The following is a 24,993-nucleotide window of genomic DNA, read 5'->3' as shown; positions in this document are numbered from 1 at the left end:
ATTACGTCGTCATCACTGGACGGAAAAAGAAATGGCTCGCCATCCCGCCAAACGGGCCCATGTCCTTGCGCTTCTTGGAGCGGCGTTGCTGATCGTCACGTTTGGCACGCTTGCCATGCAGCTCGGCAACGAGATGGCGCGTCATGGTCAGCTTGATCGGCAGAGCGCGGGCGCGGACCAGATTCTCCGTTCTCTTGATCGCGAGGTGGGCGAGGCGCGGGTCTGTCGTTTCGCATGGCTCGCAACGCACGACCCGGTTCAGAAACAGTGCTTCATCGACACGCTTGCCCGTATCGACGCCCTGCGTGTCGATCTGCCAACCATTGAGGCTGTGCAGGAGCGGTTGAACCGCATCAGGCCCGCGAGCCTCGACCAGTTACGGGCTTCTCTGGACACGATCGCAGGGTGGCGCACGACGCCGGACACAGCGCTTGTGCGACCCGAAACCGAAACTACGTTGGCTGGAATCGATTCCGCGCTTGTTACGCTTAACAGCGTCGATACAGCCCGACGCGAGGGGCGGCTCGCCGACATGCTGCGCAATACGAGCTGGCAGAAACGGCTGGATGCGCTGGGCATTGTCATCGGCGTGCTGATCATGGTCACGGCGGGCTGGGTGCTTGACCGGACTTCGCTGGCTGCCGCCCGAGCGGAGGCACGAAGCCGCAATCTTGCGCTCCAGCTTCGCGCCGTGCTGGACAGCCTGACCATCGGCGTTGCCGTTTTCGGCACGGACGGGCAGCTGCGCCACTGGAATGACCGTCTCGGTTCAATTCTCGGGCTGGATGACGGATTTCTGCATCAGGGATTGTCCTATAACGATCTGAGCGCTGTCCTTATGGTGGATGGTCAGCCCATGCTGGAGCCGTTCACGCATGTGGAACGTGCGCTCGCCCGGGGAGAACTTGCGCCGCCGGTGATGGTAGAATGCAAGGGGATCAATGACGCCGATCTTGAACTCTGCCGCACACTGTTCTTCGCATCTGATGATGCTCTGGTGGCCGCCGATCGACGCGGCTTCGTTCTGACGGCCAACGACATCACGATGCGTCTGCGGAGTGAGCGCGCTCTGGGCGAAGCGCAGAAGCTGCGGGCCGTCGGGCAGCTGACGGCGGGTATTGCCCATGATTTCAAAAATCTGCTCACCGTCATTCTTGGGAATCTCGAACTGGCGAGCGAAGCGCGTCAGGTGTCCGACAGCGAGCGTCTACAATACTGTATTGATGCCGCTTCTCATGCCGCACGTCGTTCGGAAACGCTCACTGGACAGCTTCTTTCCTTTGCCCGTCGGGACAAGCCGGTTCCGGATACGGTCTCTCTTGCTGATATTTTCGCCCTGACCAACGGACTTCTGGCCCGCGTCATCGGGCCACGCATTGCCGTGGAATGTGGCAGCGCTACTGAAATCTGGCCGGTGCAGGTCAATCCGGCCCAGCTTGAAAGCGCCCTGCTCAATCTGGCCATCAATGCGCGTGACGCCATGCCGGGTGGCGGCAAGGTCAGCATACGGGCCACCAATACGTCGTTCCCGACGGGCGTGGATCTGCTCTCGCTGCCTGTCGAAGGTGAGCGCAGCCTGCGTGTGTCGTCCGAAGCAACCTCGTTGCCAGCCGGGGCATGGGTGCGGGTGGATGTGACCGACACCGGCTGTGGCATGGGGCCGGAAATTCTACAGCAGCTTTTCGAGCCGTTCTTTACGACCAAGGATGATGGTGCCGGAACAGGTCTTGGCATGGCCATGGTCGTCGATTTCTGCCGTCAGGCAGGCGGACGTGTTACGGTCGCTTCCGCACCGGGAAAAGGGACGCAGGTTACGCTGTGGCTTCCGCGCGCTGTTGTTCAGGATGTTCCTGTGACTCGGGATGTGGTGACGCAGCCTGTGAAATCGGACCTGCGGGCGCTGGTGGTCGAGGATGATCCCGCCATTCGCGATATCGTGGCGACCATCCTTGGCCTTGCTGGTTATCGTGTGACGGAAGCCGCAGACGGAGAGGCTGCGTTCGATGCCGTGCAGGAGGAAGGTCATGTGTATGATCTTCTGGTCACGGACGTGCAGTTACCGGGGCCACTTGACGGTTTTCAGTTGGCGCAGATTCTGCACGAGAGATTGCCTGAACTCGCAGTGGTCTGCATGTCAGGCGACTTCACGCAGGATGGCCAACGTCCTGCTGCGGCACCAAAGAACGCGCAGCTTCTGCCGAAGCCATTTCGGCGTGACGGGTTCCTGAAGGCCGTTTCGACTGCGATGAAAGAGCGGATTTCAGCCTGACCTGTCGCCGCCTTGCGACGCTTTCCTTCGCGGGGTAGTGTCCGCCCCGCTTGTCTGGCGGTGATACGCTCTTCGTCTGGCGATGCTTTCCATCCACTTCCTTCCTGACCTGGCATGATGAACGACATCGACCTCAAGCAGTATATCGACTCCATTCCCGATTTCCCGAAGCCGGGCATTCTTTTTTACGATATTTCCTCCCTGATGCGGAATGCGGACGCATGGCAGTTGGCCACGGCGCGGATGGCGCGCGCGGTCGGTCCGTGGCAGCCGGACTTGCTCGCGGCCATCGAGTCACGCGGATTTCTGACGGCGGCACCGCTGGCCACGCGTCTGGGCTGCGGCATCGTCATGCTGCGCAAGCCGGGTAAGCTGCCGGGCGAGACAATCTCCCACAGCTACGATCTCGAATATGGCAGCGATACGCTGCATGTGCAGGCTGGCTCCATCAGGCCGGGACAGCGGGTCGTCGTCACGGATGACATGTTGGCGACGGGCGGCACGCTGGCGGCTTCCATCGCGCTTCTGCGCAAGGCCGGGGCCGAAGTGGTCGGTGCTTCCGTCATGATGGAACTGACAGCCCTGCGTGGCCGCGAGAAGATCGACGTGCCGGTTCATTCGCTTCTGTCTTACGACGACTGAAGGCGTTTCCCGCGCATGGCATACCTCACGCGCGGGAAAGTGACTTATTCAATCTGGCAATAGATGGTTGAAGGAATTCTGGTGTAATCGGTCGAGGAAAGTCGTGATCGGACAACCTGAGAGATGGTGCTTATGAGCGGTGGGGCGACTCCCGAACAACACCCCTTCATGGCCAGCATTAACAGGCTCTGCTCCCGGACCCGACTCTCCGGCCCTTTCGGCTCTGGTCCACTTGGACAGTGGATACTGCGCCAGAAATGGTTCTACGCACCGTCTCTGCTGAATTTTGGCTACGCCCTTCGCACCACGCTGGCGTCCCTGATCGCCCTTGGCATCGCCCTCTGGTGGGAACTCGGTAGTCCGCAGTGGGCCCCTCTGACGGTGTGGATGATCGCGCAGGGGTCGCGGGGCAAGTCACTCGCCAAGGCGCGGTGGCACATGTTCGGCATGGTCGTTGGCACGGTCGTGGCCTTCGCGCTGGTGGCCAGCACGCCACAACAGCCGCTACTCTTCATTCTTCTCTTGTCCGCCGCCATCGGGTCGCTTTGTTTCATCGGCACGTTACTGCCGGGACCGGCGTCCATGGCCAATTACCGTATGCACGGCATGCGGGCGAGCGGCTTCACAGTTTCCATCATTTCGCTTGATGGGGTGGCGGATCCGGATCATATCTTCCAGATCGCCATGGCGCGTGCCACGTACATTACGCTGGGGATCGTCTGTGAGACGGTCATTTCATCGCTCTTTCAGTTTCGTCTGAATCAGCGCGCCCGTAATCGTCTGGTCGACAACTATGTCAGCGCCATGCAGCCCACAGCACACACGCTGGCCGCGCTGCTCGGCGGCGACCGGAACGCACTCCGCACATCAGCCGAGATGATGGGAACGCTCGCCTCTCTGGGGGATCAGATCGAGTTTGCCGAGATCGAAATGGGGCGGCACGGACGGGAAGGCGATCACGCGCGCGCCGCTTTGGCGGGCGTGGCTTCCCTGTTTTCGCGCGGCCTTGATCTGGCGGCGCTGATGGACGATCCGGCGACTTATGGCCCGTACTGGCGCAGGCTGGCGGCGGGCACCTGCTCCTTTCTTCAGGCCCTTCCCGAGCGTCTGAGGGATGCTGACGAATTTCCCGCCATCATGGCGGAACTGGCCGAACTTCAGGCCACCAGCCGGGTGGACGCCGCTACCTGTCTGGAGCGGGAAATGGACATGGTCACCAACCCGCCGGTCAACGTGGCTCTGGAAACGGTCATCACACGGGAAGGACAGGCGGTGCATGTGCTGGGGGACATGCTGGATGAGCTTCGCGCTTCTCTCACCCAGTTCGATGCAAGCCGCAATCCGCCTCTTCATGACCATTTCCATTATCCGATCGAGACATGGCGCGACTGGCATCAGGCTACGGGCAACAGTCTGCGGGCCGGTGTCTCGATGTTCGTGGCCGGGGTGATATGGATCACCACGGCATGGCCTCAGGGGCTGTTCTTCCTGATGTTCGTGGGCATCATCAATTCACTGTTTTCGACACTGGAAACCCCTGCCGTCGCCACACGCGCGTTCCTGCATGGAACCCTGATGGTGATCGTCGTGGCGACCTTCATGGCGTTTCTCGTCATGCCGGCGATCTCGACCTACGAGATGATGGCCATGTGTTTCATCCCCGTGATGCTGGCGGGCGGGCTGGCTTTCTCCAATCCGGCGACGATCCTTGGGGCCGTGGCCTACAACCTGTTTCTCACCATTCTCATCAGTCCGTTCAACGATGAGCGCATGCTGGATGAAGTCACGTATTTCAACACCGCCATGCCATTGTTCCTGACCATGGCCTTCTGCATGTGGATGTACCGGGTCTTTCTGCCGCTGGACCCGGATGGCGTGCGCTGGAATATGCGGATGCAGATCCTCCAGATGCTGCGGAGCCTCGCCCGGAAAAGATATCCGGCGACGGCGCATGACATCATCGGTGTCAGCATCGAGAGGATGGTGCGGTTGCTCAATACCGTGGGCGGACGGCGTGGGCCGGTGGTCGACGCCTATCTGCATGGCGTGCTGTCAGGGATGACGGTGGGACTGGCCATTCTGAAGCTGCGCGCCATTCTGGCGCGCGGGCAACTGCCGCCAGCCGCCAGCCGGGATGTGCAGGACATGCTGGGACGCATGGCGCAATTCACCGGGCGATATGGCGGTCATTACGGCCGGACCGAACGGGCGACCCATATGGCGGTGGACACGCTGGTAAGGCTCGAACAGCATGAAACGAACCTGTCCCAGCGAGTGGAAATCCTGCGTGCGTTGGCAAGTCTCCGGGTGATCGCGGCCGAACTGTCCGAGAACCGTCTGTTCTTTGATGCGTCCAGCCCGTATCTGGACCCAGTCTTCGGCTGAGACCCGGATCGTTCTGAACCTCCCCGGAAAAAGGCTCAGAAAGAGATCATGCGTCAGATCGCCAGAAGGTCGTCGCTGGACTGTTGCTGAATGATGCTGTGGCGTTTGGCGTGCAGGCCTTCCACATTGACCTCGATATCGTGCGACCGCAGTTTATCGATGATCTTCTCAAGCATATCGACGGACGTGATATCCCAGAAATGGGCCTGCTCAAGCCGCAGAACGACGCGCCGCGCCGTGGTCTGAAAGTCGATCTGGTCATACAGCAGATCGGCGGAAGCGAAGAAGACCTGTCCCCGGATGGTGTAGAGATCGGTATCGCCCTCACGCTGTTTTTCGATATGAAGGAGGCTCGTCACTTTCCACGCGAAAAACACACCGCTGAGCAGGACGCCGACCAGCACACCGAGCGCCAGATCATGAGTGGAGACCGTCACGATGACCGTCGCCAGCATCACGAGGCTTGAGAGCTTGGGATGGCGCGTCAGGTCGCGGAGAGATGTCCATGAGAAGGTGCTGGTGGACACCATGATCATGATGGCGACCAGCGCGGCCATAGGCACCTGACCGACATAGCTGTGCAGCGCCACCATCAGAATCAGCAGAAAAGCGCCTGCGGTGAAGGTGGAAAGACGCCCCTGACCGCCATAGCGCAGATTTCCGACCGTCTGGCCCACCATGCCACATCCGGCAATGCCGCCGAACAGCCCCACCAGCACATTCGAAATGCCCAGACCGGTACATTCCATGGCCGGGTCTCCGTGTGTATCGGTTTCCTCATTGACGAGACGGGCAGTCATGAGGGATTCCAGAAGTCCGACCGCTGCCATGGCCACGGCATAGGGAAAGACGATTTCCAGTGTCTCAAGCGAGAATGGCACCTGCGGCAACACGAGCTGCGGCAGTCCTGTCGGCAGGGCGCCCAGATCGGAAACCGTATGGATGGGCATGGGATGCCACATCGCGATGGCGGTCAGCACAAGGATGCAGATCAGCGGAGAGGGAATGATGGTCGTCAGGCGCGGCACGAGGTAGATGATGACGAGGCCCAGCGCGATCAGCGCATAGGTGTGCCATGTCACATGCAGCATCTGCGGCACTTGTGCCGAGAAGATGAGGATGGCCAGAGCGTTGACGAAGCCGGTGCGCACCTCGGTCGAGACAAAGCGCATGATGGCCTGCAAACCCAGAAGGCCGAACACGACCTGAAGCAGTCCGGCGAGAATCGTGGCGACCAGCAGGTATTGCACGCCATGTCCGTGGACCAATGCTGCGGCGACCAGCGCGACAGAGCCGGCCGCGCCGGAAATCATACCTGGGCGACCGCCCGTAATGGCGATGGCGACACTGATGACGAAAGACGCATAGAGGGAAACGGCAGGGGAGACCCCGGCCACATAGGAGAAAGCAATCACTTCCGGAATGAGGGCAAATGTGCCGACCATGCCGGCAAGCACTTCCCTCAGCGGGTTATAGGCCCACTGTGCCCGATATGTTGCGAAATTCATGAAGCGCTCCGAAGCCTTTCTGCCTGAATGGACATGGGATGGACAATCTCGTCGTATTCAGGGCCCGACGCGGCAATGGTGCGCCGAAACTAAAGAGCGTGGTCAGGGATCGCAAGGTGGGCTGTCAGTTCCTATGTGCGGAAAGCGAAAGGGCCGGAGGCGTATTGCCATCCGACCCTTTTTCGCATGCGTCAGGCGAGGTCGCGCACTTTTGGTTCACGCGCCCAGTGACGTTTCACACCTGTTTTCGCAAAGGCTTCGAGAGCGATGACCCCATCGTCTTTTTCGATACCCGCGCGATCGAGCAGAACCTGCGTCCCTTTGCAGTGAGCAATCGTCTTGCAATGGGCATAGGCGTCCATGAACCACTGGATGGCGGCGGCATTTCTGGTCAGCTTCTCAGCTTGCTCGGGGGCAAGGATGGAGATGACCCCGTCGAACAGCACTGAAGGCGCACCATCAAGTTTGGCATCGGCCTTCAGCTCGCCGTCTTTGACCGGAATGCCGCCGACTTTCGGAGCAACCAGCACGGGCGTGCCTCCTTCGCTTTCGATCAGCATCTTGAACTGTTTGATCTCGGCGAGGTCGGACCCTTCCGCGAAAAGGATACCAATAGTGCGACCTTTCAGGGTGTTTTTCGCCTGCTTCTGAATGGAGAGCGCATCGGAAGTGCCGAGATCAACCGGTTCTTTCGCCGCTTTGGCCTTTTCGGGCAGGTCGATCGCAAGCCCATCGGCTACGCGCTTGGCAAGCGATTCATCCACATTCCGCAGCTGCGCCACAACACGCGTTCGGACGTGATCAATCTGGACTTTTGATAACTCGAAAACGATGGCTGAAGCCGTATGCGCCTGCTCGTTTTCGGTTAGGGACCGATAATACATGCGTGGCTGGCTATAGTGATCGGCAAAGCTTTCCGCGCGTGCCCGAACCTTTTCCGTCGGATCATTCCGTTCGGCGTTTTCCTCGAAAGTTTTGTAGCCAGTGGTCGGGCAGGCGCGGGGGCCACCACTTTCTCCCGCTTCCGCCAGACTGTTGGGCTCATAGTTCGCCCGTCCAGTTGGCACGAGGGTCTGCATCATGCCGTCCCGCTGGAAATTGTGGAACGGACATTTGGGCGCGTTGATGGGAATCTGGTGGAAATTGGTCGTCCCAAGGCGGGATTTCTGCGTGTCCAAATAAGAGAACAGGCGGCCTTGCAGCAGGGGATCATTGCTGAAATCGATACCGGGAATGACATTGGTCGGGAGGAAAGCGACCTGTTCCGTTTCCGCGAAGAAATTGTCCACATTCCTGTTGAGAGTCATGCGACCGATGATTTCAACAGGGATTTCTTCTTCTGGGATGAGCTTCGTTGCATCCAGAACGTCATAGGGCTGCTTGGCTGCCCACGCTTCGTCAAAGACCTGAACGCCGAAATCCCACGCCGGATAATTTCCCTGATCAATGGATTCAAACAGATCCTGTCGATGGAAGTCCGGGTTTGCTCCGGCGATCTTTACGGCCTCGTCCCACGTTGTGGATTCAAGGCCGAGGACAGGCTTCCAGTGGAATTTGATGAATTTCCCTTCGCCTTTCTCATTCACGAACCGGAAGGTATGGACACCAAATCCTTCCATATTACGGAACGTGCGCGGAATGCCGCGATCCGACATCGCCCACATGACGGTATGCAGCGATTCCGGCATGAGGCTGACGAAGTCCCAGAACGTATCATGAGCTGATGCCGCCTGTGGGTAGCCCCGATCAGCCTCCATTTTCACACTGTGAACGAGATCCGGGAACTTGATGGCGTCCTGAATGAAAAAGACGGGGATGTCGTTGCCGACCAGATCCCAGTTTCCGCTTTCCGTATAGAACTTCACGGCGAAACCACGGACATCGCGTGGGGTATCTACAGAACCCGCGCCGCCGGTGACGGTGGAAAAGCGGACAAAGACCGGACAGGTCGTGCCTTCCTTCTGAAAAATCGAGGCTTTTGTCAGTTCGGGAATGGCTTTCGTGCATTCAAACACGCCATGCGCGCCGGAACCGCGTGCGTGAACGATACGCTCTGGAATGCGCTCATGGTCAAAATGAAAGATTTTTTCACGCAGAATAAAATCTTCAAGCAAAGTGGGGCCGCGAAGCCCTGCTTTCAGTGAATTTTCGTTGTCCGCAATTCGATGACCAAAATTGTCGGTCAGATGAGCAACGCCGTCCTTGTGATCGCCATGCTCGGCAATGTCCTGATGGAGTTCGCCACCGGATGCGATCCTGTCTTTGACTTCTATCTTGCCGCTACCGGGCGCATGGTCATGCAGGCTGTTTTGTATGCTGGGCGTGCTCTGCTTGGTGTCGGACATGGAAATCTCTCCTGCCGGAACGGCGTGATAAGAATGCCCGCATGCTCAGAGAGAAAGATATTGTTCAGTGGCATGCTGGCACCTGTGAGGGGGAACAGTTTCTCTCAACGCCGGGGCAGAGGGAGGGGTTCCATCACGCTGTTGGTCGACACTTGGTGTGCCGAAGTCTCCTTACCCAGTCTGGATGGCATGCGTTTCTCTCTTGAAGGAGGAGGTGGACCAGTCATTGATGGAACGGGCCAGAAACGGCAGGCTCAGATAGAATCTGAAATTTCCTGACTGTCGGCTCAGTTCGACGTCAAGGCCGCTGTTGGTCCAGTTTATGAAATGCGACAGCGTCCCGACCCCCGCTTCAAAGTAGCGTGCTTTGGCAGGGATATTCCCGATTGGCAGTAAATGTTTCAGAAGGTGGCGCGCTCCCTCGGGGGTGACTGTGTATGCCCCTAATCCGGCAAATGAGAGCAGGCGGAACAAAGAAGGAGAGTGGCAGTCAGAGGCAGTGCATGGTGAAATATTCTTTCCGAACAGCAGAGAGGCTTCTGGCATCCCTTCGCCCGGCTGGACGGAGATAGGCCAGTCGGTGTTCACGCCCCAGAAAATGACGTCGAACTCTTTCGTCGTGGAAAGTATTTCCTGTGAAGAACGCGTGAAATTTTCACCGAGAATGATATCGTCTTCAAGAACAGTGATTGTTCTGTTCTGCTCTGCCGCCTGACTCCAGAGAGACAGGTGGGACATCAGCACGCCGAGAGCCGGTTCCACATAGCGGTTTTCGGGGGCGATGATGCCGCTGGCGATGAGGTCATCGCGTGAAAGCGACCAACCATCCACCGCTTGAAACACAGTTACATCCCTATGATGGGGATTGTTCCGGAAAAACGCTTCAAGACGTTCCGGTTGACGTTCAAGGCTGATGACGAAAGCGGGGGGAGAACTCATGTGAAACAAGCCCTGTGTGGCCTGTCTCTCCGTCTGACGACGGGAAGTCTGGCCGTGTTTCATAAGAATGATGGCTTGTTCGTAATCTGCGTAGATTAAGAGTTTCTTTCTGATGTCGAGAAAAATTATCTTCATCATCAATAGGTAATATTTGTGTTTCGAACGCTCGACCTGTGTTTGCGTTGGGGTCATCATCCGAAACAGGCGTATCCGGCGGCGTTGCAGGTTTACCTGCTGGTCCCATAGTCCGATGGGGTGAATCCGGTACAGTATGTTCCGCGCTGTTCCAGCCACCGGAAGCAGAAAGGAAAGATCATCGTGTCAGCTTACAAGACGCTCAATCCGACGACTGGCAAGGTTGAAAAGACTTTTGACGAGCACACCGATGCCGAGATGCTTGCCAAACTGGAAAAGGCCCATGCGCTGTGGCGGGATGACTGGCGTCACCGTTCCTTCAGTGAGCGGGCAAAAATCCTGAAGGCAGCTGCGGAGGATCTGCGGCAGAACGCCGAGAAGCACGCCCGCAATATTGCTACGGAAATGGGCAAGGCCATCAAGGAATCGATTGGCGAAATCAAATTTTCGGCAGCAATTCTTGATTATTATGCCGATAATGCCGAGCGTTTTCTTGCTCCGCGAGATATTCATAATTCCTGCACCAAGGCGCAGGTGATCAGCCAGTCGCTGGGTGTCATTTATTGCGTCGAGCCATGGAATTACCCCTATTATCAGCTCGCACGCGTGGCGGCGCCCAATCTCATGGCGGGCAACACCGTCATGATAAAGCATGCGCCGACCGTACCGCAGTGTGCTCTTGCGTTTGAGCAGCTGTTTCGGGATGCGGGCGCGCCGGAAGGTGCCTACACAAATCTCTTCATCAGCAATGAGCAGTCTGATGCGCTGATCGCACGGCCGGAAATCTGCGGTGTGGCGCTAACCGGCAGTGAGCGGGCTGGCAGTGCTGTTGCTGGACAGGCCGGTAAGGCCCTCAAGAAAAGCACGATGGAACTGGGTGGTTCCGATGCCTTCATCGTGCTGGAAGACGCCGATCTTGATACCGTGATCAGTGCCGCGATCGAAGGGCGTTTTGAAAACAACGGGCAGGTGTGCACATCGGCCAAGCGGATGATCGTGCATGACAGTCTGGCAGATGCTTTTACCGAACGCCTCAAGGAAGCCATCGGAACGTTCCGTTATGGGGATCCGCTCGACCCGCATACCACCCACGGTCCCATGAGCAGCGAAAACGCTATGAATCTTGCGCTGGAGCAGGTGGAGATCGCGGTCAAAGGGGGCGCAACCCTTTTGACGGGCGCGGAACGCCTCAACCGCGAGGGATTCTTCATGCGGGCAGGGATTCTGACGAACATCACGAAGGACAATCCGATTTTCTACAAGGAAATCTTCGGTCCTGTGGCGAGTATCTATCGCGTGCGTGATGAAAAGGAAGCCATTGAACTCGCCAATGATTCGCCGTTCGGGCTGGGTGGTTCCGTCTATACGAAGGACGTCGAGCGCGGCTGGCGTGTGGCGGAGCAGATCGAGACCGGGATGGTCTACATCAACGCCATGGGCGGCGGTGGTCCCGAGATGCCGTTCGGCGGCATCAAGAATTCCGGTTACGGGCGTGAACTGTCAGAGTTCGGTATCGAGGAATTCATCAATCGCAAGGTGATCTGTATTCCCTGATTGCGATAGATAGCTCCGCCCGGTTTCTATTGGGCGGAGCTTTTCTGACAACCTAGTCCGCCTTGTCGAGAGCGGGCTCTTTGGCGGTTTCCGCCTCTTTGACCAGCGCGGGATTGGTGCGGCGTAGCAGGCTGGCCCGCAGCATGCAGGCTGTATCCCGCGAGGAGGTCTGCCGCCAGTGGCGGAGAAATTCGTGTTCGGATCGAACCGCGGCTTCACGCGTGTTCTGCGGATATTTCAAGTTCATCTTCAGGTTCAGTCGGACAGTGTTCATCCCGAATCGGAAACACATGCGCTCCGACCGGCGGCGTCTGTCGCATGTCTCAACCAAAAGAAAGGTAAATAAATTTCTGCCTGTATTGCGTCTCTGCCATGTGTCTGTCGCTGGTCATATCCGGCGCTAGAGAATCAACGCCTTTTCTGACTGGCTTTGCGCTCGGCGACCCGGGTTCCCAGCGCTTCCAGTGCGTCGCGGAGGGGGCCTTCCGGCATGTCCGGCACCTTCACGGATATGACTGCTGATTGCCCTGTAGCAGGCCGACGGGGCGTTACTGCGGGTCGTAGGGTAGTGTCCTGAACAAGTTTCAGGCGTTCGACCATCTTGTGTCCACACCACGTATTGATGCGGTCGATCAGGACAGTCTGTGTGTGCTGAATCTCCATGGCGACAGGCCCACTACAGGCGACGGTGAGGGTGCCAAGCGAGAACTTTCGCGGTTCCGTGCGATTCGCCAGATGTGTGCCGACAATCTGGGGCCAGTCGAGAAACAGGGTGACGTTTGCGGGCGAACGCTTCTTGAAGGCTTCGCGGGCGATGCCGGGAATGAGGGTGCCCAGTTCACGGGGAGCGAACGTGCGCTTCGGTGGGGCGGGCATTTCGCCATTCCGGCCCTTGCCTGTCGGTCGTGCGGGTTTCATAAGCTGGCTCCGTGATTCCGTCAGACTCAGATCTTCTCGCTTGGTACGACCATAACCGCAGGACGCTGCCCTGGCGCGCCGAAAGCGGTGCGGTGGCCGACCCTTATCACGTCTGGATCAGCGAGATCATGCTGCAACAGACAACCGTGACGGCGGTCATTCCCTATTATCACCGTTTTCTGGAACGTTTTCCATCGGTAGCAGCTCTGGCCCGCGCGCCATTGGACGATGTGCTGCAGGCATGGTCCGGTCTGGGTTATTATTCGCGGGCCCGCAACCTTCATCGGTGCGCGCAGGCGCTGACGGATCTTGGAGATTTTCCGCAGGATGTGGCGGGTCTTCAGGCGCTGCCGGGCATTGGCGCTTATACGGCGGCCGCTATTGCCGCGATCGCATTCGGTGTGCCGGTCGTCCCCCTAGACGGCAATGTGGAACGGATAGCAGCGCGTGTTTTTGCCGTGGAAGAGCCGCTGCCTTCGTCTCGCAAGATACTGGCGCAAAAAGCGGTCACTCTGAATGGTGGGCGTGCCGCGCGAACACGGCCGTCGGATTTCGCTCAGGCGCTTTTTGACCTTGGCGCTACAATCTGTGTGCCGCGTTCGCCTGCCTGCGTGCTCTGTCCATGGCAGAAACCCTGCTCAGCCAGACAGATGGGTATTCAGGCCACGCTTCCACGCAAGGCGCCAAAAGTGGAGCGTCCTACGCGCTATGGCGCTCATTTTCTGTTGCTGGACAAATCGGGCAGGGCGCTTGTGCGCCGTCGTCCCGCCGAAGGGTTGTTGGGTGGGACGATCGAATTGCCGGGGACTGCATGGCGGGATACGCCGTGGCATGAAGCTGAAATTGGCAGACAGGCCCCGTTTGCCGATCGTCATACGAAAGCATGGCGTGTGCCTGACTGGCGGATGGTGGGAACCGTGAAGCATGTTTTCACGCACTTCACGCTTTTCATCGATGTTTATGCTGCCGTGGTGGACACTCTGCCCAATCCGCGCGAGGAAGAAGGCTTCGTGACGGCCCGCACGGAAATCGACGGGCTTGCGCTTTCCTCTCTGATGCGGAAATGCGTACGGATTGGAGAGGCCGGATTATCCGATTGCATGAACGGTGACCGGAAGCTGGCCTGAAGCAGGGAGAGAAATTGTGTCGGAGACACGGACGCGTGCTGACGAGATCTGGCTCTATGACAGCTATGGCCGCTTTCTGCACAATGACCCTGAGACGGACAGGTTGGTGGCCCGCTCGCCAGAGGAACTGCCAAACGATTTGGCAGGACTGATTTTCGATATTGATCCAGCCAGACAGAATGAACCTTTCATGTTGCGCAAACGTGAGACGCGCCCCATGCCTCTGCCGCAGATCAGTCCGGTCATGCAGCATGGCGTCGCGCTTTCATTTGAGATTATGGATGCCAGCGGTCCCTTCGTGGAGGCGTGCGGAGGTTTCATTGCCAGCCATCCTGATGGCAGTGTGACGCTGGGGGAGAGGGAAAATGGCGAGAGCATATTGTTCGCGCCTCTTCCACTGCTTGCCGCCAAAAACCTCTTTCCTGACAGCGGGCTCGTGCTGCGTGATTCGGCTGGTCAGCCCATGAAGGCACCACGCCCCGCAACCGGGCTGCGTGTGATGATCGGCGAGCGGACTTATTCTCTGGAAGTGATTGGCGACATTTTTACCCGGATGGGACAGATCGCTCCGGACACAGGCGTGGAACTGACTCTTCCGCCGACGTCTTCGGAGCCTGAAGAGGTGATCCAGGTCGCGCGCGTCAGGATGTGAAACAGGCTTCGCGTCAAAGAAAGATTCAGTTAAGCAGAAGGCATGGCCTTCCTGCATATTCCTTCCGAGCGCACTGATACTCCTGTCGGGAAAGGGCGCGTCGGCATTCTGCTCGTGAATCTGGGCACGCCTGAAGACACGAACTATTCGGCCATCCGCCGCTATCTATCGGAGTTTCTTTCCGATCAGCGTGTGATCGAGGCCAATCCTGCGATATGGCAGCCGATTCTGCAGGGGATTGTCCTGACTGTGCGTCCGGGGCGCAGTGGAAAGGCGTATAGCCGTATCTGGAATACAGATCAGCAGGAAAGCCCTCTGAAGACCTTTTCCCGGGCACAGGCGGAACAGCTTGCCGAGCGTTTCAGGAAAGACGATGTACCCGTTGTCTGGGGCATGCGTTATGGATCTCCGTCCATCGCCAGCGCGGTGACGGAGCTTATGCAGGCAGGCTGTGACCGTATCCTGTCGATGCCGCTTTATCCTCAGTATAGTGCGACCACCACAGCGACGGCGAATGACCAGCTTTTCCGTTTTCTGATGAAAATGCGGCGTCAGCCTGCCTTGCGGACATTGCCCCCTTTTGCGGAAGATCCGGCATATATCGGTGCGTTGGCGGCCTCGCTGAAGGAAGCGCTGTCAGGTCTGCCGCAACAACCGCAGATGGTCGTCACTTCGTTCCATGGCTTACCAAAGGATTATATCCGCAAGGGTGACCCCTATTTGCAGGAATGCGAAAGCACGGTTGCTGCGCTGCGACAGCATCTGGGCAAAACCGCAGAAGAAATGCCTCTAACGTTCCAGTCCCGTTTCGGGCCTGCAAAATGGCTGGAACCTTACACCGCGCCTTTTGTTGCAGCGTTGCCGGAGAAAGGTATCCGCAGAGTCGCGATCATGACGCCAGGGTTCATGACGGACTGCATCGAGACGCTGGATGAACTCGGAAATGAGTTGCGTGATGAGTTCATGGTGGCCGGTGGAGAAGAACTGACTCTCATTCCATGTCTGAACGCTTCTTCTTACGCCATTGATTTGCTGGAAGCGCTTGCCCGCACTGAATTGATGGGTTGGATTTGATCTTGGAATAGTTAACTTCTGGATGTGCTCTGGAAGTTAAATTTCTGCTTCTCTTCTTTTCTGGTGCAAGGAAAGAATTGTGCGGGATTGTGCGAAGCAGCTTGGGGACATTTATGAGGTATGGCTGCGTTTGGCAGTTTCGTGCCGTAATTTAAAGATGGTAGAATACTTTTTATATTGATGTAATTATTTAAAATAAAACAAAGTATAATTTTTCATATTCGTATAAAAATTAAAACAATTATATACAGTTTTAATAAAGACTTATCCAGAATTTATTAACTTCTTTTTCTTAACCTCCCTTCATGCCGCTGGACGATGGTCTGGCTCCTGAATGCCGCGCTTTCTTGAGTCCTCTCCCATACGCCGAAAACGCGATGGAAGGATAAGGGGAGGTGCTGATGGAATATGAATTCATGAGCGACAATACCAACACTTCTTCTGAGCTTGCGAAAACCACAAGTTCTGCTCCTACGATTTCTGTACAGGAAGGCGGCTACCAAGTTGCTCCGATCCTGTTCAATCCGCTTGCGGGTGTTGTTCTCACGGATGGTAGCATCGACTGGCGGGGTGGGCAGAGTGACGATCCGATTGATACGATCACGATTACAAAGACAGCCGGGAGCGGCGGCTTCAGCCTGACACGGATTCAGAATGATACGGCTATCTCCAGCCTGGTGACCGTTTCAGCTGATGGAAACTCAATTACTTATAAAGGAACACTGGCGGCTTTTGTCAGCGATTTTATCCCTGATCTTTCTTATACGGCTGTGAATAGTGCAGTTGAAACTGAATCGTTCAACATCAGTATCAGTAATGATTATGGATCTGCTTCAGCGACCAATTCCATCGTTCTGAATAACGATACTGATGTCGTGGATGCTTTTGTTTCAGCGCAGACATCAACGCTTTCCGTATCCGCTACTGCGGGCAATGCATACAATATTGGTAGTCTATATCGGCTCACCACTTCCAGTGGAAGCGCCTACACGCTGTCCACAACGCAGACGGCAACCATGACTCTTTCCATTGGAGAGGTGACGGCCGGTTCCGGTGGAACGCTGGAAGTGATCAATCTGCCAGCGGGGGTGACCGTTTCGGGAAGTGGTACAGACAGCATTTCAGTTACTGGAACTGAAGCTGATCTTTCTCAGGTGTTGCAGCAGGATATCCGTTTCGTGGCGGCAGCAGGGTCAACTCTTCTGAATACTGAGGAAGCTCAGATTCAGACAACATTGACTCTTCAGGAAACGGGGAGCGCTATTGTTCAGTCGGCGGGTAGTTCTTTCCTTGAATATGGCACCCTTATTCCGATTTCCATGAAAGTCAGCGCTGCTTCGCCTTCTGGAAGTGCAAGCTCGGCAAATGGAAGCTATAGCCTGCTACAAACAAGTTCGACTTATTCGCTTTTTCCATCATCCTCTTACGGTGTGACGTTTACATCGGCCAATGGGGAAATCAGTGTCTCTTTGGTAAACAGCAACGTTAACGCAGGTAAGCTGGATCTTTCAGCGGCTTCGACAGCCGGTATTGTTGGAAGCGTCTCCGATTCGACTCAGAATGGTATTCAGACTGTTACGGCGACGTTCGATAACGCAACGGATGCGGCAGCTTTTATCCACGGAACAGTATTTGATATTGACCAGACGAGCGCGGCTTATGGTCAGAAAACGACTCTGACAATCGGTGCCACCAATGTATCGAATGGTGTGTCTGCCAGTACGTTCTCGGAAAATCTGACTATTATTCCATCTGCAGCACCAACATTGAGTGGCTTGCCAGTTTCCAATTCCTCAGATGAGGTTGGTGCGACACCATTCTCTTCTGCTGAGGTAACAAGCCCTGGGGACCTTCCTGTCACGGTGACGGTCTCGGTGGATGATGCTGCCGGTACGCTTTCTGCTACGGCAATGTCGGGAGTAACAGTTGCGGGTAGCGATAGTGACTCCCTGACGTTAGCCGGTGACGCGACAGATGTTCAGGCAGCCCTCCGGTCAGTCACTTTCACTACAGAAGGTAGTCTGACGGCGGAAAAGACAGTTTCTTTTTCCACCAAGGTTTCAAATGGTTATACATCCAGCACTTCTTCTGGGTCTTTGACTGTCGAACCCGGCGTGCTTCTTGATGCACCAGCTTCGGCCGACAATCTTGCAGCACTTCTCGCTGCTGTAACATTATCCGATGCAAGCGCCACCAGTTCACAGATTTTGACGCTTACCATCAAAGAGACAAGTGGTAGTGGCGTGTTCTCTGTTTCACCGTCTGAGGGTGGAGTGGTCACCTCGGTTTCCAGTGACGGCAAAACCGTCACTGCAACAGGAACGCTTTCTGAACTGTTGTCGGTGCTTGCGGGCGGTACCATTACTGCGACAGATCCGTCCGTCCTTATTGGAAAAACAAGTGATCCGGCATCGATTTCGATTGCTGTTTCCGATGGGACGTCATCTGCCTCTGTATCTTCCACCATTGATGTGGCGGGCTCTGCTTCCTCCATCACAGCAGGGCAGACGATCACAACTTCGGACGATGCTGCTGCTACTGTAGTGCTTGCTTCGACAGCGCCAGGAAGCGTGATTGATGCTGGAGCATCCACACTGACCCTGACCAATAACAATGTTAGCAGCGCAGGTACCACGATCAACATATCGAATGGTGGTACGGTTAAGGCGACGGAAACCGGTGTCAGTGGTGACACCTTTGTTATGGGCAAGGATAACAGTTCGAATACTCTGCAAATTGCGAATACTGGCAGTGGTGTTACAGCGGTGACTGCGGCAGGTGGCACGCAGACAATCGATGCAGCCAAGAGCATTTCACAAGTCACGGTCTTCGGTGATGGGGCAGCAGTCAACTATACCGGAGGCACTGGTGTTCTGGTGTCAAATGCCGCCGGTAATACCACTGACTGGACCATTTCGGGTGTGACGGGTGGACAGAATCAGCTTTGGCTTGGTGATGGTACAGCGACTCTCAATGCTGCTGGCAGTAACCAGATCATTCTCGGTGCTGGAAGTGGCCTCAACGGCTCTCTGGCCATTCAGGGTGGTGATTCGGACGATAAAGAAGAAGTGGATTTCTGGAACGGTGCCAATACGACTGGCAGTCTGACCCAAACGGGAAAATCGTACGTTACGGTTTTTGGTAGTCAGGCAGGAACGACGAATGCGACGCTTACGAACGGTATTGTCGCATTGTCGGGTGGCTCCAACAATATTGTGGCTCAAGATGCTGGAAACGTTGAGGTGTGGACATCGGGCGGCAATACGTCCTTTACACATACTGGCTCAGGGAATGCCCAATTCTATGCGAATGGGAGCGGCACTTTTTCGGTCAAGGATACAGCGGCAGCGACTGGCGATCTGACGATCGGCGTGTTGTCTTCAGCCAGTTCTGACTTGTTGTGGAATGCGACCACTGGCGCTGGTGTGGCGAGTATCAATGCTCAGGCGGGCAAAGGTGTAGTGACCGTGGGTTCCGGTGTCGTGGATGCGACGCAGAGCGATGATGCTGCGCTGACATTTGAAATGGGCACCAGTCAGGAAAATTCCACGATCAATCTGCAAGCCACTGGTAGCCAGTCTGTCAGTGTTGATACGGCAGGTGACAATCAGACCATTAATTCAACGAGTAGTACTGCTAGTGTAATCGTCTACGGTAACGCTGCGGAAGTGAATTACACGGGCGGCACTGGTGTCCTGGTATCGAATTCTGTTGGTAACACGTCAGACTGGACCGTGAATAGTGTTGAGGGTGGCAACAATATTCTTTGGCTGGGTGATGGTGAGGTAACCGTCAATGCTGCGGGTCATAATCAGGTTATTCTCGGAAACGGATATGATTTGAATGGCACGGTCGCCATTCAGGGCGGAACTTCGGGTGACACTGAAGAAGTCGATCTGTGGAATGGTTCCAGTACAACGGGAACAGTCACTCAGACTGGAGATTCCTACGCTACTATTTTTGGAACCACGCAGGGTTCAAGCAACATCACGCTAGAAAATGGTATCGTTGTATTGCCGGGTGGTCATAATACTATCACTGCACAAAATGCAGGTACTGTTGAAGTCTGGAATAGTGCAGGCGATACTTCTTTTGTCGATGCTGGATCAGGAAGTGCTCAGTTCTACACTACCGGGTCTGGTTCATTTGATGTGACTGATACAGGTTCGGGGAATGCCGTGCTGACTGTCATGCAGTTTGCATCTTCAACAGCTTCCGGAACTGTTGTCGGTGGTGCAAAAAAACTTGACGTTACTACGGGTGGCGGAGCTGTGAGTGTAAGCGCCGGCGATGGAGGGCTCGATCTCTCCACAGCGGGTGCAGGTGCTCTGACAGTAGATGTCACGAAGGGTACGGATCATATTGTGATCAATAGTGGTAACACAGGGGATGTAATTGTTTCCGGAGCAAGTGTGAACAGTGAGGCGTATTTCTCGATTTCAGGTGTGAAATCAGAGGATTTCGTTAATGGCAACATGGTTGTCAATTTGTCTGATGGTCATACCGTGACGTTTGCTGACGATACGAGTAGTAGTAACATTACTTTGAATCTTTCCTGATATAGAAAAGTTTCGAGGTTTAGGATATTTTTAAAAAGCATAGAGAATTCACTCTTTGAAAAAAGGGTGAATTCTTTTCTTTCTACTGCTTGTCAGGTTTTGTAGCCAAAACATGACGGGCCGGTGAGTGGCGGAAAAGAATACGGTCTGGCATTGATCTGGCTGTGTGTCGACAAGCAACAAGTCCTTGAAGCGATTAAGTATGATCTGGGGATGTAGCCCTTTATTCTCTTCCCCAGCACCCCTCAGCCGTAAAGGTCATTAATCTTCAATGTTCTGATAGAGCCTGAATCAGATTTCTTCCGTCGGATCAATGGACTTCCGAACTTAAGGGCCAAAGCATGCGTAATGCAGTGAGGCACCCGACGAGTCCCAATGGGCCGATTAAAACATAACTTCCTAACCACTGCGCAATTGTTCCGGTCACGACAGATCCAATGGCCATATTCAATATCCATGCCGACGAACACAGGACTGAAAGACGACCATCGGCATCAATTTTGTAGGCAATACTGAGAATAAGCGGGTAGGCGATCAGCCAACTGACATTGAATGCAATGAGGGCTATGGCGAAACTTAAATGGGTGGAAACCAATGTGAGTGCTGCGCAAGCAGTCCCGCACACTGAAAGAGCGATGAGTAAAGTCCATCGAAGTGACAAACGCCCTGCCAAGGCCGCAAAAATGGTGTTGCTGGCGACGCAGGCCAACGTGGCGACGCTCTGATACTGACCATACCGCACTGCGGATACACCGATTTCATGTGCGGCGCGTTCGATGAAAGGCCAGATGGCGAGGCTACCAAAACTGAACACGGAAATGGCGAGCAACACTTTCCAGCCATTTTTGGTCAGGGGTTGTGGCCTGACGCATGAGTGCTTCAAGAAATCATTGGAGCGGTTAGGTAGGAAACTGTTTGCCACCATGGCAAAGAGAATGGCCAGCCCAGCGAGTATATCGAACATGCCTGATGTGCCATATCGCTTTCCCGCAATAGGCAGGCCAAGGTTAATAAGGGTATAGAGTGCCGTCTGTATTGCTAGGCCAAAAGAAAGAGCGCGAGCAGGATTGTTTGTCTGTGCAGCTGCAAGATTAAGGGAAGTATTTGCTAATCCGAATCCCAGTCCACAGGCTACACGAAGCGCTAAAAGTGGTAGAAAAGTATGGAAGAGGGAAGAGGAAAATTGTGCGCTGCCCATTATGAGGCCAGCCATAAGCGCCATGTGTCGTGCACTGAAATGTCGGAGATGGGGGGCAATGAGCAACATTGTCACGGCGTAAGCGAGCAGTTCCACCATGCTCCACACCCCCATCTGGAGCGGTGTAAATCCAAGCTGGTCCATCAGGCCACCGATGAGATAGGGCGTAAAATTATTACCAAGATGAGCCATTGCAGTGATGGCTCCCAATCCAACGACAAGCGCGCTCGAAAAAGGGATCCGGCAAGAATCTGTATGGATTGTATTGGAAATCGAACCGTTCCTTTTGTTTCTGCAGAGGAAACGATGATTTAGCGGGCTGGGAGAAGCTGGCGACTGTGGCGGCCGTCGGTGGAGAGGCTGGGTTCGCCGCGCAGGGTGAGGCGCTGCATCACGCGGGGATAGTTGCCGTAATCGTCCAGTGCGTAATGTTGTGTGCTCTGGTTGTCCCAGATTGCAATATCTCCCTTTTTCCATTGCCAGCGGACGGTGTTTTCCAGACGGGTGATGTGGGTCTGGAAGAGGTCGAACAGGCGGCGGGAGTCCGTCAGGGATAGATTGGAGAACTTCTTGAAGAATCCGCCGAGGATCAGGGATCGTTCGCCGGAGATCGGATGCAGGCGAACGAGGGGCTGTTCGGCTTCGTAGACTGATGAGACGAAGGTGGTGTGGTAGGCGTCCAGCGCGTGATCGGGGTGGGTCTGGTTGACGGTGTAATCGTAATCGTTGGAGTGGATGGCCCAGAGTTCGTCGGCCAGACGTTTCAGGGGATCGGGGAGGTGGGCGTAGGCTGCGGCGGTATTGGCCCACACTGTATCGCCGCCTGCGGAGGGCACGTTGACGGCTCGGAGGATGGAGACGGCGGGGTAGGCGTCCAGAAAAGTCATGTCGGTATGCCATACGTTGGCTTTTCCGCCGTGTTCGGCGTTCAGTTCCAGCAGATGGCCTTCTATCTGGTCGGGTGCGGTGGGGTGTCCGACGGGTTCGCCCCATTGTCTGCCGAATGCAGTCTGGGTTGCGGCATCGACATGGTGCTGGTCACGGAAGAAGAGAACCTTGTGGTGCGTGAGGGCGTCGCGGAGGGCCTGTATGGTTGCGGGAGGAAGGTCGGGCGTGAGGGCGAGGTCCTGCACTTCGGCGCCGATGCGTCCGGCGATCGGGCGGAGGGTGAGGCTGGTTGCTGCGTTGTCGGGGCGTGGGGGAGAAATCGTCTGCTTGGTCATGGCTTTTTCCTGTGGAATGATTTTTCTGGAGGCGGCGGGCGTCAGAACTCTGCCTTGACCGAGCCGAAGAACTGGCGTGGGGCGCCGACCATGAAGGACTGGTAATCGCCTGAGACCGGATTGCCGTTCTCGCCCATTGTCGCGATGTATTTCGTGTTGGCGAGATTGTAGATATCGAAGGACAGGGTGATGTTTTTCAGAAAATCGAGGTGACGGTCATACTGGGCCATTTTGCCGAAATTGTAGCGCATGCCGAGATTTTCGAGCCAGTAGCCGGGGGCTTTCATGTCGCCGACATAGCTGAAATTGCGTGCGCCGAGATACTGGGTGTCGATGTGCGCTTCGAACCCGCCGTGGCTGTAGGACAGGCTGGCTTTGTACATGAAGCGCGGGTAGTTGACGATCTGCTGGCCGTGGGTGGCGTAGGTCACACCGGCTTCGACGAGGTTGTCGCCGTAGGTCGCGTGGTTGTAACTGATACTGTTATAGAGCGAGACATCGCGGAGCAGGCGGACTGTCAGTCCGGCATCGACGCCGTTCATGGTCACGGAGCCGACATTCGCGACGGTGGAGATCGGGTTGACGATGGTTCCGGATGTGGTCTGTTGCAGTCGGTTGTGAAAATCCGTGTGATAGGCGTAGAGGGATGCCGAGACGATCTTGTCGAGGTAGCGGTATCCCACGGCGTAGTTCCAGTCGGTTTCGGGTTTCAGGCCGCCGTGGATCTGATCGAACTGGCTCTGGGTGACGGCGAACGGTGAGGCGCCCTGTTTGTAGGCGGCCACGGGGTAGGCTTTCGTGTTTTCCGAGATATCGAAAAACAGTTCGTGGTGACTGAGGAAATGCCAGTCCGCGCTGATGTGCGGCAGGAAGGCGCGGGCGGTTGTCATGCTGCCTGCTGCGATGGCGTCGGTGCCGGTATAGGATTCATCGTTGGCGGTCTGTCCGGCGCGGACGGTTTGCAGCAGTGACTTGAAGCCGAAATGCAGGGCGAGATTGGGAAGCGGGTGGTAGGTGTCCTGTACGAACGCGGTAAAGCTGTTTGAGTTGAAGCTCTGTGCCCAGAAATCCTGATAGCCTGCGGGGAGGGAGCCGAGCGCGTTGACGGGTTTGCCTTCACCGAAAAGGGGTTCCTCGATTCCGTAACGGCCTATGTCGGTATGGAAGTTTTCGTACCAGACGCCGGCGCTGATCTCGTTATGGGCGATGGTGTAGGTCAGGGCTGATGTGAAGCCGTAGCGCTGGGTGTGGCTGGCGTTGATCTGTTCGGCCAGAGGGGCTCCGTTGGGTGAGGTGAGATAAGGCGTGGTCCATCCGCCGCGTCTGTATTGTCCGTGACCATAGATGGTTGATTTCCAGCGCAGGGCGTGGGTCAGGGCGAAATCCGCTGTCAGGCCGCCGAAGTAATCCCGTTCCGCGGTGACGGCGTCGTAATAGGAGGCGTCCCACGGGTCGGACATGCGCGAGTATCCGGCGGGGATGGCGCCGCCGGGGAGGTTGTTGAGGGACTGCGCCAGTCGGTAGGCCTTGGCATAACCGTTGGGTGTGCCGGCAAAGTTGTCGAGATTGTAGCCGCCGTTCTTCAGCATGTCGAAGGACATGTCCTGATAATTGTAGAGATCCTTGTCGGACCAGTCGAAGAAGGTTGAGATCCGGCTGTCTTTTCCGATGGGCTGGAGGAACTTGGCGTTCACCTGCTGGGCGAACTGGTTGCCGCCGCCTTTCCATTTGTCCGTGTCGTTGCGCATGTAGGAGATGTAGAAGCGGGAGCCGATCTGGTTGAGGTCGCCGCTGTCGGCGCGGATGAAGGTGTGGTAGGCGGCGTTGCTTCCGAAAGTCTGTGCTGTTGTCAGGTGGTGTTCGTGGGTCGGGTCGGACGAGAAGTATTCCAGCGAGCCGCCGAGGTTTGACGTGCTGGCGACGGATTCCGCTCCGGCGCTCATCGACATGTTGATATGGCCGACATTTTCGGAGGCGATGGCGGCGGTTGTGTTCAGTCCGTTCAGCGAGCGGAACTCCTGATCGCCGAGGGGGATGCCGTCGAGGGTCATGCCGATCTGGTTCTGCAGGAAGCCGTGCATGTAGAACTGGGCTGACCAAGTATCGAGGCCCTGTGGGTCGGCGGACTGGAACATGACGCCGGGGCGTGTGGCGAGCACTTTCTGCGGGTTTGTGCCCGGCACGGATCTGGCGATCATGTCGGACGACACCGTTTCGGTGATGCCGCGGGCGTGTGAGCGTTGGGCGCTGACGCTCAGCAGTTCGGGTTCCGTCTGTTTCGCGGGCTTGGGCTTTACTGGCGCGGAGGATGTTGCCGCGTGAAATGCTTTTGTCCCGTTATGACGGGGCTGTTTCTCGACCGAAGCTGTGGCCGCGACAGCTACGGAACTCGTAAAAACGAAGAAGGCAGTAGCGATTGTGCCATTCAGTAGACGGCGAAATTCCATAGCCACGAGGTCTTTTCC

The 24,993-nt window shown here is 56.2% G+C and carries 16 protein-coding genes; 8 read left to right on the top strand and 8 right to left on the bottom strand.

Annotated features, from left to right (window positions below; genetic code table 11):
* The first annotated feature begins 31 nt into the window (after positions 1-31).
* The 3 genes from ABF824_RS00285 (at position 32) to ABF824_RS00275 (ending at position 5,296) form a co-directional block, all read left to right on the top strand.
* Entirely contained in the window at positions 32-2,269 is a 2,238-nt protein-coding gene (locus tag ABF824_RS00285) for an ATP-binding protein (protein WP_415485797.1), read from the top strand.
* Positions 2,270-2,383: 114 nt separating this feature from the next.
* Entirely contained in the window at positions 2,384-2,911 is a 528-nt protein-coding gene (locus ABF824_RS00280; protein ID WP_415485796.1) for an adenine phosphoribosyltransferase, read from the top strand.
* A 123-nt stretch (positions 2,912-3,034) separates the two neighbouring features.
* On the top strand, positions 3,035-5,296 hold the full coding sequence (locus ABF824_RS00275) for an FUSC family protein (RefSeq protein ID WP_415485795.1): 2,262 nt from the start codon (positions 3,035-3,037) through the stop codon (positions 5,294-5,296).
* A gap of 53 nt (positions 5,297-5,349) precedes the next feature.
* Here the strand turns inward: ABF824_RS00275 and ABF824_RS00270 are convergent, their stop codons facing one another.
* The 3 genes from ABF824_RS00270 to ABF824_RS00260 all read right to left on the bottom strand — a co-directional run bounded on the left by ABF824_RS00270 (position 5,350) and on the right by ABF824_RS00260 (position 10,088).
* Entirely contained in the window at positions 5,350-6,804 is a 1,455-nt protein-coding gene (locus tag ABF824_RS00270; RefSeq protein ID WP_415485794.1) for a SulP family inorganic anion transporter, read from the bottom strand.
* Positions 6,805-6,995: 191 nt separating this feature from the next.
* Positions 6,996-9,149: a catalase gene (locus ABF824_RS00265; RefSeq protein ID WP_415485793.1), complete on the bottom strand. Its 2,154-nt coding sequence runs from the start codon at positions 9,147-9,149 to the stop codon at positions 6,996-6,998.
* A gap of 171 nt (positions 9,150-9,320) precedes the next feature.
* The gene (locus tag ABF824_RS00260; RefSeq protein ID WP_415485792.1) at positions 9,321-10,088 is read right to left on the bottom strand and encodes a glycosyltransferase family 25 protein; all 768 of its coding nucleotides are present in this window, start codon (positions 10,086-10,088) and stop codon (positions 9,321-9,323) included.
* Between the two features lie 318 nt (positions 10,089-10,406).
* Here ABF824_RS00260 and ABF824_RS00255 point away from each other — a divergent pair, with 318 nt between their 5' ends.
* Positions 10,407-11,777: an NAD-dependent succinate-semialdehyde dehydrogenase gene (locus ABF824_RS00255; protein WP_415485791.1), complete on the top strand. Its 1,371-nt coding sequence runs from the start codon at positions 10,407-10,409 to the stop codon at positions 11,775-11,777.
* A gap of 52 nt (positions 11,778-11,829) precedes the next feature.
* On the opposite strand, the gene ABF824_RS00250 is transcribed toward ABF824_RS00255, so the two are convergent.
* Together ABF824_RS00250 and ABF824_RS00245 are read right to left on the bottom strand one after the other, a co-directional pair.
* Positions 11,830-12,024 (bottom strand): hypothetical protein, encoded by a 195-nt coding sequence (locus tag ABF824_RS00250; RefSeq protein WP_415485790.1) that lies wholly within the window; start codon positions 12,022-12,024, stop codon positions 11,830-11,832.
* 161 nt (positions 12,025-12,185) lie between these two features.
* A complete protein-coding gene (locus ABF824_RS00245; RefSeq protein ID WP_415485789.1) occupies positions 12,186-12,695 on the bottom strand; it encodes a DUF721 domain-containing protein in 510 nt (169 codons plus the stop codon).
* An 11-nt stretch (positions 12,696-12,706) separates the two neighbouring features.
* Between ABF824_RS00245 and mutY the strand changes: the two genes are divergently transcribed.
* The 4 genes from mutY to ABF824_RS00225 all read left to right on the top strand — a co-directional run bounded on the left by mutY (position 12,707) and on the right by ABF824_RS00225 (position 20,107).
* The gene (gene mutY, locus ABF824_RS00240; protein ID WP_415485788.1) at positions 12,707-13,822 is read left to right on the top strand and encodes an A/G-specific adenine glycosylase; all 1,116 of its coding nucleotides are present in this window, start codon (positions 12,707-12,709) and stop codon (positions 13,820-13,822) included.
* 16 nt (positions 13,823-13,838) lie between these two features.
* On the top strand, positions 13,839-14,474 hold the full coding sequence (locus tag ABF824_RS00235) for a hypothetical protein (RefSeq protein WP_415485787.1): 636 nt from the start codon (positions 13,839-13,841) through the stop codon (positions 14,472-14,474).
* A gap of 42 nt (positions 14,475-14,516) precedes the next feature.
* On the top strand, positions 14,517-15,548 hold the full coding sequence (gene hemH, locus ABF824_RS00230) for a ferrochelatase (protein WP_415485786.1): 1,032 nt from the start codon (positions 14,517-14,519) through the stop codon (positions 15,546-15,548).
* Between the two features lie 416 nt (positions 15,549-15,964).
* On the top strand, positions 15,965-20,107 hold the full coding sequence (locus tag ABF824_RS00225; protein ID WP_415485785.1) for a beta strand repeat-containing protein: 4,143 nt from the start codon (positions 15,965-15,967) through the stop codon (positions 20,105-20,107).
* A 310-nt stretch (positions 20,108-20,417) separates the two neighbouring features.
* On the opposite strand, the gene ABF824_RS00220 is transcribed toward ABF824_RS00225, so the two are convergent.
* The 3 genes from ABF824_RS00220 to ABF824_RS00210 all read right to left on the bottom strand — a co-directional run bounded on the left by ABF824_RS00220 (position 20,418) and on the right by ABF824_RS00210 (position 24,975).
* Entirely contained in the window at positions 20,418-21,497 is a 1,080-nt protein-coding gene (locus ABF824_RS00220) for an MFS transporter (RefSeq protein ID WP_415485784.1), read from the bottom strand.
* A gap of 119 nt (positions 21,498-21,616) precedes the next feature.
* The gene (locus ABF824_RS00215) at positions 21,617-22,528 is read right to left on the bottom strand and encodes a TauD/TfdA dioxygenase family protein (RefSeq protein ID WP_415485783.1); all 912 of its coding nucleotides are present in this window, start codon (positions 22,526-22,528) and stop codon (positions 21,617-21,619) included.
* Between the two features lie 41 nt (positions 22,529-22,569).
* The gene (locus ABF824_RS00210; protein WP_415485826.1) at positions 22,570-24,975 is read right to left on the bottom strand and encodes a TonB-dependent receptor; all 2,406 of its coding nucleotides are present in this window, start codon (positions 24,973-24,975) and stop codon (positions 22,570-22,572) included.
* Between the last annotated feature and the right edge of the window lie 18 nt (positions 24,976-24,993).

This window comes from Acetobacter sp., assembly GCF_047721705.1.
Classification (GTDB): Bacteria; Pseudomonadota; Alphaproteobacteria; order Acetobacterales; family Acetobacteraceae; genus Acetobacter.
The sequence above is the reverse complement of the archived record's forward strand: the minus strand, read 5'-3'. Positions and strand labels throughout refer to the sequence as shown.